The following is a 15,774-nucleotide window of genomic DNA, read 5'->3' on the forward strand; positions in this document are numbered from 1 at the left end:
TTAGAAAATGACTATACCAAAGAATGCTTCTGCACAGAACCAACAGGATTTCATCCGCATACAAGACCTATTTTATCTCTGTCTCAACAAGTGGCACTGGTTTGTACTTTCATTGGCCGTGTGCCTCGGTGCTGCCGTTTGGTATTTGCTGACCACGCCGCCGGTTTATACCCGTTCCGCTTCTATCCTTATCAAGGATGACTCCAAGGGGAAGTCCACTTCCGGCGCGATGGAGGACTTCGCCGATTTCGGCATGTTTGCCACCAGCACGAACGTGAACAACGAAATGGGGACTTTGCAATCCCCCGACCTGATGCGTGAAGTGGTTTCAAGATTGAACTTGAACATGGACTATCACACGGACGGACGTTTCCACCGTCAAACCGTGTACGGGGAACAGTTGCCGGTCAAAACCATCCTTGTGGATTTCCCGGCAAACCAGGCGGCCGCTTTCACCATGCAATTAAAAGATGGGAATGTGACCTTGTTCGATTTCAAGAAGGATGAAAAAAGCATTAACGGAAGTTTCACAGGTACATTGAACGATACCATCTCCAGCCCCGTCGGAAAAATCGTGATACAGCCTGACTCTTCCTACGAAAAAGAGGAAGAAACACTTTTATATGTTTCACATGTACCCATACAAAGTGCCGTAGCGGCTTATTCGATGAACTTGAGCGTGTCACAAAATGATGAAAAGTCCAATATTATCACCCTTACTTTCAAGGATGTTTCCACACAGCGTGCGGAAGATGTACTGAACACATTGATAGCCGTTTACAATGAAAACTGGGTAAAGGATAAGAACCAGATAGCAGTCAGCACCTCCATGTTCATCAACGACCGTCTGGGAGTGATAGAAGGGGAACTCGGCAATGTGGACAACGACATTTCCTCTTACAAAAGCGAACACCTGCTCCCCGACGTACAGGTGGCGGCAAGCATGTACATGGCACAGGCGAACGAGGCGAACGCCAGCATCAAGGAACTGAACAATCAGGCATACATGGCGCGTTACATCCGTAATTACCTGACGGATGAGACCAACAGGTTCCGCCTGCTTCCTGCCAGCTCCGGCATTGAGAACTCCAATATCTCCACACAGATCAGCGAGTACAACAACCAACTGATGGAACGCAACAGCCTTGTCTCCCACAGTAGCGTGAAGAACCCCTTGGTCAAAGAGATGGACGCTTCCCTTCAAGCGTTGCGAAGCGCATTGGTCACCTCCATCGATAATCAGTTGGTGGCACTGAACGCTCAGATAAAGAGTCAGCAGAATTATAGCGGACAGGTCACTTCGCAAATAGCTTCCAACCCCAACCAAGCAAAATACCTGCTCAGTGTGGAACGCCAGCAGAAGGTAAAAGAGTCTCTTTATCTCTATCTCTTGCAAAAGCGTGAGGAAAATGAACTTTCGCAGGCGTTTACCGCCTATAATACCCGTATCATCACCATGCCCGGAGGAAGCATGATTCCTACCGCTCCGGTGAAGAAAAACATCCTGCTGATGGCATTCGCCCTGGGATTACTGGTACCTGTGGTTGTCATCTTTATGATGGAGAACATGAATACGGTGGTTCGCGGACGCAAAGACCTGGAGCACCTTACCATTCCGTTCGTGGGCGAAATACCGCTCAGTTTCCGTAAGAAAAAGAAATTCTCCCGGCAGCCACAAGAAAAGGAATGCGTGGTGGCAGTCAAGGAGAAGAGCCGCAATGTCATCAACGAGGCATTCCGCGTGGTACGTACTAACTTGGAATTCATGCAAGACAAGGAAAGCGAATCCTACGTCATCATGCTTACTTCCGCCAATCCGGACAGCGGAAAGACCTTCATCTCTTTCAACCTTGCCGCCAGCTTGGGCATTAAAGGGAAACGGGTCCTTGTCATTGACCTTGACTTGCGCAAAGGTTCTTTGAGCCAATACGCAGGCAGCCCCAAGAAAGGTATCTCCGATTATTTGGCTGGTGACGTGAAAGACATCAAGGAAATCATTGTCCGGCCTTCCGAAGACGCCAGACTGGAAATTATTCCGGTGGGAACCATACCGCCCAATCCCACGGAACTACTCTTCTCCGAGCGTTTGAACCAATCGATTGCCAAACTTCGTAAAGAGTATGACTATATCTTTATTGACTGCCCGCCGGTTGAAATCGTAGCGGATGCCACCATCATCAGCCAATTGGTGGACATGACCTTGTTTATTATCCGGGCTGGGCGGCTTGATCGAAGCATGTTGCCCGAAATTGAACGCTTCTACACGGATAAGAAATACAAAAACATGTCGCTTATCCTCAATGGAACGGACGGCGGAAGCGGACGTTACGGGTATAAATATGGGTATAAGTACGGGTATACTGGCTATACAAAAGAAGAATAACTACCATGTGGCCTTTCAGAAAGCGTACCAGCCTTGCCGATAGCGGTATCTTCCGGGGATTTACCGACTGGCACTGCCACCTGCTCCCTGGAGTGGACGACGGTGTGCAGACGATGGAGGAAACCTTGCGAATCCTCTCCCTCTATGAGGATTTGAAAGTAAAGGAAATCTGGCTGACACCGCACATCATGGAGGATATACCCAATACGACAGCCGCTTTAAAGGCACGTCTCGAGGAACTGAGAGCCGCTTACCAAGGTAACATTACGCTGCATCTCGCTTCCGAGAATATGCTCGACACTTTGTTCGAGGAGCGGTTGAATAAGAACGACCTCCTGCCGTTGGGAAAAGACGGGAAACATCTATTAGTGGAGACCTCCTACTTCAATCCTCCAATGGGACTGAGCAATATTCTGCTCCGCATCAAGACAAAAGGATATGTCCCCGTATTGGCGCACCCCGAACGGTATGTGTATATGGATGAAAACGATTACCGGACACTGAAAGAGATGAACGTGATGTTCCAACTTAATCTTTTTTCATTAGTTGGCGCGTATGGCACTGGGGTAAGGAAGAAAGCCGGATGGCTGATGAGAAACGGCTTCTACAATCTGGCAGGTAGCGACACGCACAACCTTGCCGTTTTAGAAACAATCCTATACAAACAAAGATTACCACAAACCGGCCACGAACAGGTGTTCAAAGCCGATTTATGGTAATCAAGAGACGAATCAGACAGCCGGTTCAAGATCGCGATACTCCCTGACCGCATCAAAGCCGGGACAACAAGGCTTCTTCGGATCAAGGTCGGAATGGCCTACAATCAGCGCTTTCGGATAACGCTTATGCAAGTCACCGAGCAATTTCCTGAGCGCCGCCTTTTGGGCAACGGTACGGGTGTCGCAAGGAGTCTTGCCGTCACGGGCAAGCCCTCCCACATACGCCACGCTGATGGAGTGTCGGTTATGCAGCTTGCAATGCGCTCCGGTACATTCTTCCGGCCTTCCGGGTTCAATCGCCCCGTCCGTAGGAATCACGTAGTGGTAGCCGCAGCCCGACCAACCAAGGGAACGGTGGTAGCGGTCGATGTCCGCCATCCGCAGGGCACTGCCCACTTTGTTGGCGGTGCAGTGCACGACAATCAGTGTAATGGTTCTCATAAGTTGCTTCCCAGTGCCCCTCCTGCGGCGCCACTGATGATCAACTCGAGGATTCTCACGATGTAGAGCAATATGCTCTTCCAATTTGTTTTCATACGCTTTGTTTGGAAAAAGATAAATAATATGAATTTCATGTCATGAAGGATTAACCGGCAGCAGGCTGTCGAAGCCTGCCGCCTGCATGTTCAGTAATTTCAGCCAAACGGGTTTTCATCCAGGTCTCCATTGCCTCCACCCGTACCGGTAGAACCGGAACCACCGGACGAACTTCCCGTACCGGTCTTGGTAGCAGCCAGGTCGATGATGGTCTCTCCGGCTTTCTCAGCCTTCAGCGTAGCGGTCTGGGCCATGCGGCTTGCCACAGGGTTGAATTCGGCACGGCCGATGAGGTTCTCGAAGTCCGGTCCCGGGTGGAACAGGATTTTCACCGCCTTGATATTCTTGGCAGTAAACTCCTTGGCGGAAGCGGCACCCGTGCTGCTGAGTGAGATACTGAATGTCCCGAGTTCCCCAAGGACAATCTTGTTCCCACACAAGAGCTGTTCTACCAGGCACTCGCAGGAATCGGACAAAACACCTTTCACTGTGCCGCGGCTGTAAACGCCGTTATGGTCGGCAATGTGGCGAGCGAATCTTTCAATCGTCCAGGTTTCATTCACTTGAGCTTTTGCATAAGCCTTTTCAGGCTGTTCCGGTTTCAACGGATTACGCATCATGTAAACACTATAGTCAATCATACATTAAAAGGATTAAAAAGTAAAACAATAAATTATATAACTCTCAACGCGCGTCTCAGAATATCAAAAAACTATGTCAGAAGCATTTGGCAACCGATTGTTTCCTGTTTCTGTTGCAAATCTACAACCATTTCGCACGTTTGGGGAAGAATCGCAAAAAGTCACAAAACATTGCAAGGATTCACAAAAACAGTTACCTTTGAACCTTGGAAATTGTTTTAATTTTCTTTTTAAGAGCCTGTTTAATTTTGTTCAGCCTTCTTTTGAGAGTTCTTTTTGAGGATGTTTTTCTGTTTTTATGAGGAGCATAGCGGGCTATGTGACAAGGGGAAACAGGTAAAATCCGCAAAAAACAACGCTCGGAAGGAAGCTGAAAGAAAATCAAAGCAGTTTCTTACAAAAAGCAAAAAGCGAAATGACGAACAAGGAAAAATACATGGCTGAACTTCGCAATCAACACCCCGATGATCCGGAAGAATTTCTGGAATTTTGCAGCGTGTTCCACAATTACGATAAGGCCAAGAAGTATGGAGATATTCTCTATACCTGCACTACTTATGCCGATATAGCCAACAAGGCGGTTCGCCTTATGTACATCAATGGTGATATAGATGACACGAGAGCCAAAAGCGAGAAGTTCCTCAACTTGCTCATGCCTTTGGCCTGCCTCGACACCAAGGGCAACGGCCATGCCGCCGTATATCACGTCAAACAGATGTTAGACACGACGAATGCACGAGAAGAACGCAAGAGACTCGAAGCCGAACGTCGTAAAATCTGGCAAGCCTCACAAGAGGGAGCAAACACACAGCCGACAGTGCCGTTCAGTAAAATCATCATTGAGATCACCGACCCTGAAAGCATGCGCCTGTTCATCGCCTTCCTTCAGTCGGCAGGAACCAAGTTCAGCGTGACGGAAAACAGGTTTTTCCATGGGCTTACCGCCACAGACAGGCCTAAGGAGTGTATCGCCATTGAAGAGGCATCCCCATGGCTTTTCAGGGCATTCACGGATTTGCAGCTTCACTGTCCCGATGCCGCCACATGGATTTACAGTTTCCAAAGCGACTGGATAACCCGTGACGGCATCACACTCTCAGAAACCGTAGAACTTATCCAGCAGGAATTGTCATGAACACCCTACAAATTCTGACCGACACCCTCCGTAGCATAGAGGAAGAAATGGGCATCCGCATCAGGCTGGCGGAAACCCGTCGTGGGCATCTCTTCCCGGAAGTAGATTTGAATACGGGCGAAGTCACGTTCAATACCAAACTACGTGCCCTCGTCACTCTCTACAACTATATGTTACTCCATCCCGACACGGGTTGCGATGCCATCTCGCTCTATACCTTATATAATATGTATACGGACCGTTGCCAGTACGATGAAGCGGAAGAGGCACTGGCCCGTCTTGCGGAAGTGTTGCCCCTGTTGTTCGCTCATGGCGGCAAAAGAGACAGGCTCACCGCCCAGTCGGTCGATTTGCAGATTGTCTTCATCCTGCTCCACGAGTGTGCCCACCTGCTGTTCCATGTCAATGGCGACTTGCGTGCCAAGATACTCGGCAATGTGCGCCAACGCATAGAAGACATGCAGATAGACACTGCCGGCATCCCCGACCGCATGCGTACCTATATCGAAAGTTTCATCCCCGAGGATTTGCCTGAAGCATTACATAAGGAGATGATGCAGGAAATTTCCGAGAAGATGGAACAATATTCTAATGAGATATTTGATTTTTCTAAATACCTTGACCCCAACGACGATTCCATGCTTGAAGAGTTCGGATGCGACCAGGTGGCGTGTGGTCTTGCCCTCGCACGGTTCATCGGCCTCAATCCCAAAGGCGATGCCGTAATGGAGGCCGCCATAGAGATGTTCATGGCACTCTACATCCTCAACTACGACCGCTGTTTCCGGTCCATCTATGCCGGACAGTGCGAGGAGCGCATGGTGGAGATGCCACGCATTGCAGGCGCACGGCATGCCAACCTGCGCGGTTTCATCTATGAGGTGTTTCTTGAGCATGCTAACCGGGAGATCGCACGTGAGTTCCTTCGTCAGGCGGAAGCCCGTGACGAGGGCGGCAAACGCCTCATGCTCCCGTCTGTATTCGACCATCTGGCAGACATGATGTTGCTGCAACATAGCGAGGAGGGAAAGCCCCAGCGCACCCGTGCCCTGGAGCTCGAGAAGCGCTTTGCTGAGGTAGAGGCGAAGATACTTGCCCTGCTGCTGGATACTTAAGATACTTGGCCAGGTATCTAAAGATACTTGGGCGTTTATCTAAAGATACTTTAGTATTTATCTAAAGATACTTGAGCATGTATGCTTAGATACCTTGTTATTGGAAATTTGTTTGGCCAATCTCTTGTCTTGACGGAATAATTATTTTATATTTGTGTTGCTATAAAACAAAAACATTGGAGAAATGATGATCAGCATTGCAAATCCGATATACGACGCTGTATTCAAATACCTTATGGAAGACAGCCGTGTGGCGCGTACTATCCTGTCCGCACTCTTGAAGCGTGAGGTCGTGGAGCTGGAAATGCGCAAGCATGAATATACCAATAACAATCGGGATAAGATTTCCATGTTCCGCATTGATTTTGGTGCCAAGGTCAGACAAGACGACGGTAGTCTGAAACTCATATTGATTGAGTTGCAAAAAACGTGGGTAGAGACCGAGACACTCCGGTTCCGCCAATACCTCGGTACGCAGTATGCGGATCCTGACAATATGCAAAAGAACGGAAGCTATGCAGAATATGGCATACCGATGGTGACAGTTTACCTATTGGGACACCGTGTAGGAAACATAGAAGAACCCGTGGTTTATGTACGCCACAAGGCATACAATTACGATGGGGAGGAGGTTACCAAAGGGATTCCCGATCCCTTTGTGGAAAGCTTGATTCATGACAGCATCATCGTACAGATTCCCCTTCTGCACGGTTATGTGGGCAACAGGTTAGAGGAGATATTAAGCATATTCGACCAGACGAAGAGGGCTCGGGACAATGCCCAGGTACTCAATATAGACGAGGACAAGTATAGTGGCGATGCTGAGATGGAATATATTCTTCACCGACTTCTGTCAGCCGCTTCCAATGCAAAACTAAGACAAGACATGAATGTAGAAGACGAATATTTCTCTGCTATAGAAAACCGCGATACGGCTATCATGATGCGTGATAAAAAGATTGCCGAACAAGATGCGCAGATTGAAGAGAAAAATGCACAGATTGAAGCAAAAGATGCGCAGATTGAAGAGAAAGACGCACAGATTGAAGCAAAGGATGCAGCCTTGTTTGCCTCTGCAAAGGCTCTAAAGAAAGCTGGTCTGTCCGATGAGCAGATAAGAGTCTTGACAGGACTTACTCTCTGAGCGTACAGGAAAAGAGTTCAAATATATTTTTTCTTTATGAGATGTTTAATCTCTGTACTTAATCATATCTTTTTAGAAAAGTAACTATAAAATTGTGCGTATGATAACCAGTGCAAGTCTTCAAACTGTGAAAATTTTGCAGTATCCCATGGAGGTACAAGAGGCAGCTTTGCCACTTGTTATTTGGCTCATCATAGGAGTATTTGCCCTTTTAGCCGGGATTATCTATGCCACGAAGACAGAACCGGTAAAACTGACAGGTATATAGATATCAACAAAGCGCAAGATGTCATCTTCCAAGACAAGTTAAACTGCATGTTCGAGATAGCCAAACTATTGGGAGTTACTTTCATTGAAGCGAAGGCCACATTTCTGGAAGAGCGAAAAATGGAAATGTCAACGGATGGCGAATTAAAGTATAAATGGGTCGACATGGCTTTGCAGGTTCAAAAGGAGGAACAGCAGAAATATGCCAAAAGATATGAACGGAAAGAAAGATTTTCGGGAGAATTCACCAAGGAAGGTTATCAAAAGGCACTCGAAAAAGCACAAAAATATGGATTAGTCAACGATGCGGACATACAATATCTACTAAGGCAAAGAAACCCGGATGAACCTAACTCCATCTTGCAACAATCCGTCAAAGTCGAAATGACAAAAGAGTTGAATACGCTTTTGGAATGTGCCATAAGCCTGAACATATTGCCCGGTGTTTTTTCGCTGAAAGGTCATACGAAAGAAGTCATTTCCAGCCGAAAGTTGATTGTGCTGGAGTCGAAACTGGTGTTTTAAGGTTATGAACGATCTGGGATGTATTTGGAAGTTCCGAAAAAATATTCTATCTTTGTCAAAACAAGATTCATGTTAATTTATGGGTATGACAATAACAAGGGAAGAGGCTTTAAAGAGATTAAAAGCAACCAAGAAGGCTAAACAGCAACGAATAGAAATCCTAAAGAAGAGGATGTGCGAAAAGTGTAAAGCCAATACTGGGGAAGAGCCTCAACATGTTGTATTTATATGATTCATCCACTTTCATTGGATAATATCAATCGTAAAGCTCCTTACAAAGTTGAACTGGATGAAATGACAGGATCTTATGATTTTGTTACTCATTGTGGCGTACAGATAAGTATCGCCTTTGAAAATGATTTCCTTATACAAACAGATGTATCCTATCAGCTTATTATAGGTAATTCTAATCAGAAAAAATCGCCTCGTGACCATAAATTGCAGTTGACCATTTTGACTATTATTGAAGAGTTCTTTCGTAAGAATCAGGCTGCAATGCTGTATATTTGTGAAACGGGCGATGGAAAATAACAAATGCGTAATCGGCTATTTAAATATTGGTTTGATTCGTATGAGTTCAATTCTAAATTTTCTTTATATACTACCCATATCATAGATGAAGAGGGCGTTCCTAATTTTGCCGCACTCATTCTTAGAAACGACAATCCTAAAATTGTTGAAGTCGTGACAGAATTCACCCAAACAGCAAAGCTCCTTCGAGAAAAGCCTAACGAAGAAAACTGCCAATAGATAGAACCTGTAAGGAGATTAGTAATCGTGGTGTACTTACATCAACTTTAAAGGTTAGTTTAACCGTATTTTCGTAAGCATTCTATTAAGTTTATAATAGTGACAATCGCTATTGTTATATGTAGAAGTTTGATACCTCTAGTTGTTCGAATGCTTACTTTCGAATCTTCGATAAACCATAAATTAAACTTGACGACAATGCCGTAAATTCCAGTTTATTTCGGTAGTCGTGTTTCCTCCGACAAATTGTCAAAACTATATTTTGATTTCCAATTACATACGTCATGGAAAATAAAACCACCACAGAGTCACGTGTGAAAAAGACGTTGCTCAATGCCCGTGTCAACCTTATATTCTATTTCTTGACACTTGCATTAAGTTTCTTTTCGCGCAAGATATTTCTCGACTGCCTCGGAGCAGATTTTGTAGGTTTGACAGGTACGCTTCAGAATTTGCTCGGTTTTCTCAACCTTGCCGAGTTAGGTATCGGTTCTGCTATAGGATACGTGCTCTACAAGCCCTTGTTTGAACGGAACCAAGAGAAGATAAATGAGATTATTTCCGTCATGGGCTATCTCTATCGGTGCATAGGCATCATGATATTGAGTGCCGGATGTGTACTTGCCTGTTTTCTGCCACTGATATTCCCCAATAGTACTACGGGGTTTGATATACCGCTTATCTACTTTGCCTATTTCTCCTTTCTCGCCTCCTCGCTCATCGGTTATTTTATCAATTACCGACAAAACCTGCTTGGAGCCGACCAACGCAATTATGTAGTCACGGCATATTTCCAGTCAGCAAATATCATCAAGACCCTTATTCAGATGTCTCTTGCCTATTATACGCATAGCTTCTATCTGTGGGTATTGATAGAACTTCTTTTCGGTATCATCTATTCATTCATCCTCAATTGGAGAATCAACCTGACTTATCCGTGGTTACGGGCAGAAGTGCGGTTAGGTAAGGCTTTGTTCAAGAAATATCCGGAGGTGATGAAATATACGAAGCAGCTGTTCGTACAGAAAATAAGCTATTTTGTACAGTATCAGACAGCCCCGTTCCTTATATATTCTTTCGTCAATCTTCAGATTGTTGCATTTTATGGAAATTATACAATCATTACCGATAAACTGGCACAATTTGTAAATTCCTTCCTTGAAAGTTCTCAAGCAAGCATCGGAAATTTGATTGCCGAAGGCAACCGAACTAAAATATTGCAGTTATTCTGGGAATTGCTGAATATGAGATACTTTGTTGGAGGTGTATTTTCATTTTCCATTTTCATATTGCTTGAACCATTTATATCCATTTGGTTAGGGCATGAATATATCCTTCCTAAGATTGTGTTATATCTTGTCGTTTTGAATGTGTTCATCAGTTACACACGAGGTGGAGTAATGCAGTTCCTATTCGGATATGGAATGTTTTCTGATATCTGGGCACCACTTGCAGAGATTATGATAAATTTAAGTGTCGCTATAGTGTGTGGCGCAAAATGGGGATTGCCCGGTATATTGTTAGGAGGACTTACAAGCCAAGTATTAATAGTGGGTATTTGGAAACCATATTTTCTATTTTCCCAAGGATTTCGTGAACCTGTGTGGACATACTGGAGAGGATTGTTTATAATGCTTCTATGTGTCATGTTTCCTGCTATTTTGATCATCAAGTTTATAATACCCTTGTTGTCAATAAATCCATCAGAAAATTATTTATCATGGATGTTATATGCATTACTAAGTATCATTAGCTATGCTACAATATTGCTGTTATTAATGTATAGCTTCAATTCTGGAATGAGAAAATTCATAAATAGATTCATAAAAAAAATAGAAGATGTTCAATAGATTAAGAAAATTGTGCGGAAGATATATGCGAGCATTGTTGCCGCGTAAACTTTATAAACTTATTGCCAATGGAGCAATTATTGTACCAGCATATTATAAAGATATTATAGCTGATGCAGAAACAAATTTTGACTTGTCTTTAGAAGATACAGATGACAAGGCAGTTCTATTGATGCGAAAATATGCACATATTATAGATAAAGGATTGCATAGGGTTGATGCCTCGCCTGGTCACAGTAAAAAATATTATTCTATACTTAAAAGTCTTATTGAAAGATTGGAAAAGACAGAGTATGCAACCGATTCTACTCTCACATGGGCTAAAAGCAAAATTGTAGCATACGAACATCTTCAGGTAAAGGATAATTTTATTCCCTTACGAGGCGAGAAGCCAACAATAAATGTATCCTTTGAGCAATTGGAAGGATTAATAATGGCACGTCGTTCCAATCGTTCATTTTCCTTAAAGAAAATTTCTGATGAAGACGTAATAAAATTAAAGAAATTGGCAAACTGGGCTTCCAGTAGTTGTAATAAACAGCCCATTGAGATTTATGCGACCAATAATCCTGAATTATCAAAGGAATGTCTCAAATATTGTAAAGGAGGAACTGGATTTAGTGAATTTATTCCCTCTTTTTGGGTATTTACAGCAAATATAAGGGGATATGTGTGGCCCAGTGAAATCTTTTTGCCATCAGTAGATACTTGTCTTGGGGTTCAAAATATAATGTTGGGGGCAACTACATTAGGTCTGTCTGCAACAATACTTTCATGGGCACAAAAGGATAAGAATGAAGAACGAAAAATGAGAGAACTGCTTCATATTCCTGTTCATCATCAGATTATAATCTGTGCAGTAATGGGGTATGCGAATATTGTTAACCAAACTCCAGAAAGGAAAAATATATGAGAATCTTGTTAATAAATCAATATTCCGGGAATAAGGGGGATAGGGCTGTACTTTATGCAATGTGCCATATTCTTAAATCAATATATCGCGATGTAGAAATAACTGTTTCAACATCAGAACCGGAGTTATGGAATGGGTACAAATACTATCCGTCTGAAGGTATCAGGTTTGTACCATGGGGATGGGATTATGATAGAGTGAAGAAATATAAATTCTATTGGAGATTTCTGAATAGATTCAAAAAATACACATTTACGCTTCTCCGTGAATCTTTTATGAGAAATGTATCTCTTGCTCGTTTTTTGGCTAATCCTGAATTTAACAAAGCATTAAAACAATCAAATGTAGTGATAAGCGTGGGAGGACATCATTTTACTACAATGTTGTCACGCGATTTAGTCTCAAGCATTAACTTTGATGCAATGGTGGCTTCATCATATAGGAGACTGATATGCTTCTCCCAATCTTTTGGACCATTCGATTTTCATAATCCTAAAAATCGGTTACTTACTCAACGTCTATTATCTAATAGTATATTAATGCCTAGGGAAGAAAAATCTGTCGAGGAAATCCACACATTTTTGGGTAAAGAGGAAGCAGCAGTTATACCGACCTACGAAAGTGTACTGACATTGGCAAACCATATACAGTATCTTCCGATAGAGCAAAGAGACAATGCGGTTGGAATTGCTATTTATTGTACGCAATCCCGAACCGTTGAAGAACGAAAGCATTATCAGCAAACAATCGCAAATTTTTGTAATTATATAATAGATAAAGGTTATTCGATACGCTTTTTCCCAATGGAGATAAAAGGCTCTGCTCCTGATGACCGTGGTTTCATTGCTGAAATAATCGCCAAAGTGCTTCGGGCAGATAAATGTTTCATATACGAAGATGATATGGAAACACTGGAGCATTTAGAGGAAGTATCCAAATGCAAGATATTCCTTGGGCATAAAACACACAGTACCATATTTGCCCTTGCTACCGGAACTCCATTAATAGCATTGGCATATCATCCCAAGACAATCAGGTTCCTTCAGCAATTTGATATGGCATTAAATGCGATTGATGACAAACAACTTTCAATTCAAGCTTTAATACAAGTATTTGATAGACTAAATACCAATTTGGATGAAATAAGTCAATTAGAATTCAATCGTTCTCAAGAAAAAGCAAAAAAAATTAGTTCGGATTTAATGACTGCAATAAATATATTATCACGATGAAAACAATAATGTTGGTTTTTGGCACACGCCCTGAAGCCATTAAGATGTGTCCACTGGTTAAGGAGTTTCAAAAGCACACAGAACAATTTAAGACTATAGTATGTGTTACAGGTCAGCACAGGGAGATGCTTGACCAAGTGCTTACTATCTTTGATATAAAGCCTGACTACGATCTCAACATCATGAGACAGGGACAGGATTTGTATGATGTTACGGCTCGTGTGCTTACGGGAATGCGAGACGTACTCAAAGAATGCTGTCCGGATGTGGTTCTGGTACATGGCGATACAACCACCTCCACGGCAGCAGCCTTGGCTTCATTCTATATGCAGGTACCCGTAGGTCATGTAGAGGCAGGGCTTCGCACACACAATATTTATAGCCCATGGCCAGAGGAAATGAATAGACAGATTACGGGACGAATAGCCACTTATAACTTTGCGCCCACACCTTTGTCAGAGAAGAATCTGATAGCCGAAAGTGCCCAAGGGAAAATCTATGTTACAGGTAATACTGTCATTGATGCTTTGCAGATGGTCGTTGACAAACTCAGAAATGATGTGGTTCTTTCCTCGAAGCAAGAGCAAATTCTTGCCACAGCTGGCTACAACATTACGCGACTTGGCAAAGGCAAGAAACTTGTACTTATCACCGGTCACCGACGCGAAAACTTTGGCGATGGCTTTATTCGCATGGTAACAGCCATGAAAGATCTTTCTGAAAAATATCCAGAAGTGGATTTCGTGTATCCCATGCACCTCAATCCCAATGTGCGCAAACCTATCCATGAGGTATTTGGAGAAAATCTCACTCGATCCAATTTTTTCTTCATTGAGCCATTGCAATACTTAGAGTTTGTCCATCTAATGAGTAAAGCTTATATTGTGCTTACCGATTCGGGAGGCATTCAAGAAGAAGCACCCGGGCTCGGAAAGCCGGTGCTTGTGATGCGCGATACTACAGAACGCCCTGAAGCTTTGGAAGCAGGAACTGTAAAACTTGTCGGTACCGACTATGACAAAATTGTTCATGAAGTGTCTGCACTTATCGATAATTCGGAATACTATAAAAAAATGAGCCATGCAATCAATCCTTACGGAGATGGAAAAGCATGTGCCCGGATAGTAAATGCCTTAAGATAATATACGATGAGACTATTGATGATTGCTACAGGGTATCCGCCTTGTCTCTTCTCAGAAAATTTGTGTAATGGGAAATTAGTAATGGCCTTACTGCAAGCAGGGATTGAAGTGGATGTTATTTCACGTATCGATGAAGGTCCTGCATACGGAACTGATTGGACGGAACCATGGGACATGCTTAAACCGACGGCTCACACTATCACTTATGAATCAGGGAATAGAATCCAACGAATTGCGGATGTTGTTTATTCAGGTTTAATAATGGAAGGAAGTTTTGTGCCCGGTGTACGTTGGATGCGACGAGCTTATGAAAAAGCAGTTAAACTCATATCAACCACTCAATATGATGCTATTTTAACCCGTTCTCCTAATGATACAGCACATTTCATTGGCGAAAAGTTAAAAAAGAAAACAGGAATTAAATGGATTGCCAACTGGAATGACCCCGCCGCACCAATATGGCCTGGATTATATAAACATGATTATACAGCTAAAGAGCAGAAACGGAAAATGATAGAGACAGCCCGGTTACTTAAATCTGCTGATATTAATACATTTCCGTCAGATAGCCTTAAACAGCATTTTATAACATTCTTCCCATTTTTGAAGGAACAAAAGACCATAACAATACCACATATTGGCTTGTGCCAGAAGTTTTGGCCTCTATCAGTTCAAAGAACTAATGATTGCAAGTTAAAGTTGCTCCATTCCGGCAATCTTTCAGTGGAACGTAATCCAGAGACGACTTTTCAGGCTTTACGTTACGTTATTGATAGCGGTTTTACTAATTTGGAGTTTCACATAATGGGGCATATCAATGATTATACATCACAATTAATAAAGAAATACAGCCTTCAGGATTACGTAAAATGTATCGGTAGTTTTTCATATATGGAAGCATTATCTAAAATGCAAACTTATGACATCTTGGTACTTCTCGAAGCTAAATTAGAAAAAGGTATTTTCTTCGCAAGTAAATTCACAGATTATCTGCAAACCGGGTTACCGATTTTGGCGATTTCTCCAGCTAATGGATTTGCAGTAGATATGCTACTAAATCAAGAAGGTGAATTTTTAGCCGATAATCAGAGTGTTGATTCCATTGTTGCTTCCTTAAATAAAATAATTGCAAGATGGGAAAAAGGCGTCCTTGCCGATTGTGCCTCCAATAAACTATATGAAAGAGTCTCTCCTGAGGCAGTAGTTAAACTATACAAAACTCTAATTTAGCAAAAAATGTTTGTCAATTGTAAAGGATACAGATATGACATTGCCTTATTGCGCATATTGTGCATTGTAGTGGTGGTATTTTTCCATGGGTATGCACCTTATTCCCTCTAATATTTTCATTAATGGCATTCATCATTTCATGGGGACTGACATGGCTTTTACTTAAAACTCGTTTTGGTAAATTTCTTATA

General features: G+C 43.0%; 13 protein-coding genes and 1 pseudogene. 12 read left to right on the forward strand and 2 right to left on the reverse strand.

What is annotated here, in order from left to right:
• Window positions 1-7: 7 nt before the first annotated feature.
• On the forward strand, window positions 8-2,383 hold the full coding sequence (locus tag QZ323_RS04255; RefSeq protein ID WP_294633092.1) for a polysaccharide biosynthesis tyrosine autokinase: 2,376 nt from the start codon (window positions 8-10) through the stop codon (window positions 2,381-2,383).
• A 5-nt stretch (window positions 2,384-2,388) separates the two neighbouring features.
• Complete coding sequence (locus QZ323_RS04260; RefSeq protein WP_294633095.1) at window positions 2,389-3,102, forward strand: CpsB/CapC family capsule biosynthesis tyrosine phosphatase; 714 nt, start codon at window positions 2,389-2,391, stop codon at window positions 3,100-3,102.
• A gap of 12 nt (window positions 3,103-3,114) precedes the next feature.
• On the opposite strand, the gene QZ323_RS04265 is transcribed toward QZ323_RS04260, so the two are convergent.
• Both QZ323_RS04265 and QZ323_RS04270 read right to left on the reverse strand, forming a co-directional pair.
• Window positions 3,115-3,543, reverse strand: a complete 429-nt coding sequence (locus QZ323_RS04265) for an N-acetylmuramoyl-L-alanine amidase (RefSeq protein ID WP_294633097.1) — start codon at window positions 3,541-3,543, stop codon at window positions 3,115-3,117.
• Window positions 3,544-3,737: 194 nt separating this feature from the next.
• Window positions 3,738-4,280 (reverse strand): HU family DNA-binding protein, encoded by a 543-nt coding sequence (locus QZ323_RS04270; RefSeq protein WP_294633099.1) that lies wholly within the window; start codon window positions 4,278-4,280, stop codon window positions 3,738-3,740.
• 415 nt (window positions 4,281-4,695) lie between these two features.
• Between QZ323_RS04270 and QZ323_RS04275 the strand changes: the two genes are divergently transcribed.
• The 10 genes and pseudogenes from QZ323_RS04275 (at window position 4,696) to QZ323_RS04320 (ending at window position 15,583) form a co-directional block, all read left to right on the forward strand.
• Window positions 4,696-5,415 (forward strand): hypothetical protein, encoded by a 720-nt coding sequence (locus QZ323_RS04275; RefSeq protein WP_294633101.1) that lies wholly within the window; start codon window positions 4,696-4,698, stop codon window positions 5,413-5,415.
• Window positions 5,412-6,530, forward strand: coding sequence for a hypothetical protein (locus tag QZ323_RS04280; RefSeq protein ID WP_294633103.1), 1,119 nt, complete (start codon window positions 5,412-5,414; stop codon window positions 6,528-6,530). Before QZ323_RS04275 ends, QZ323_RS04280 begins: the two co-directional genes overlap by 4 nt.
• Window positions 6,531-6,714: 184 nt before the next feature.
• Window positions 6,715-7,674, forward strand: a complete 960-nt coding sequence (locus QZ323_RS04285) for a hypothetical protein (RefSeq protein WP_294633106.1) — start codon at window positions 6,715-6,717, stop codon at window positions 7,672-7,674.
• A 315-nt stretch (window positions 7,675-7,989) separates the two neighbouring features.
• Window positions 7,990-8,466, forward strand: coding sequence for a hypothetical protein (locus QZ323_RS04290; RefSeq protein WP_294633108.1), 477 nt, complete (start codon window positions 7,990-7,992; stop codon window positions 8,464-8,466).
• Window positions 8,467-8,760: 294 nt separating this feature from the next.
• Window positions 8,761-9,216 (forward strand): annotated as a pseudogene (locus tag QZ323_RS04295) (DUF6169 family protein).
• Between the two features lie 284 nt (window positions 9,217-9,500).
• Window positions 9,501-11,066 (forward strand): sugar transporter, encoded by a 1,566-nt coding sequence (locus QZ323_RS04300; protein WP_294633109.1) that lies wholly within the window; start codon window positions 9,501-9,503, stop codon window positions 11,064-11,066.
• Complete coding sequence (locus QZ323_RS04305) at window positions 11,056-11,979, forward strand: nitroreductase family protein (RefSeq protein WP_294633110.1); 924 nt, start codon at window positions 11,056-11,058, stop codon at window positions 11,977-11,979. The genes QZ323_RS04300 and QZ323_RS04305 overlap by 11 nt, the downstream gene beginning before the upstream one ends.
• Window positions 11,976-13,211 carry a polysaccharide pyruvyl transferase family protein gene (locus QZ323_RS04310; protein WP_294633111.1) on the forward strand — a complete coding sequence of 412 codons (1,236 nt, stop codon included), beginning with the start codon at window positions 11,976-11,978 and terminating at the stop codon, window positions 13,209-13,211. Before QZ323_RS04305 ends, QZ323_RS04310 begins: the two co-directional genes overlap by 4 nt.
• Window positions 13,208-14,353, forward strand: a complete 1,146-nt coding sequence (gene wecB / locus QZ323_RS04315; RefSeq protein WP_294633113.1) for a UDP-N-acetylglucosamine 2-epimerase (non-hydrolyzing) — start codon at window positions 13,208-13,210, stop codon at window positions 14,351-14,353. Before QZ323_RS04310 ends, wecB begins: the two co-directional genes overlap by 4 nt.
• 6 nt (window positions 14,354-14,359) lie before the next feature.
• Window positions 14,360-15,583, forward strand: a complete 1,224-nt coding sequence (locus QZ323_RS04320) for a glycosyltransferase (protein ID WP_294633115.1) — start codon at window positions 14,360-14,362, stop codon at window positions 15,581-15,583.
• Window positions 15,584-15,774 lie beyond the last annotated feature (191 nt).

Origin of the sequence: uncultured Bacteroides sp. (assembly GCF_910585845.1) — a bacterium.
GTDB lineage: Bacteria > Bacteroidota > Bacteroidia > Bacteroidales > Bacteroidaceae > Bacteroides.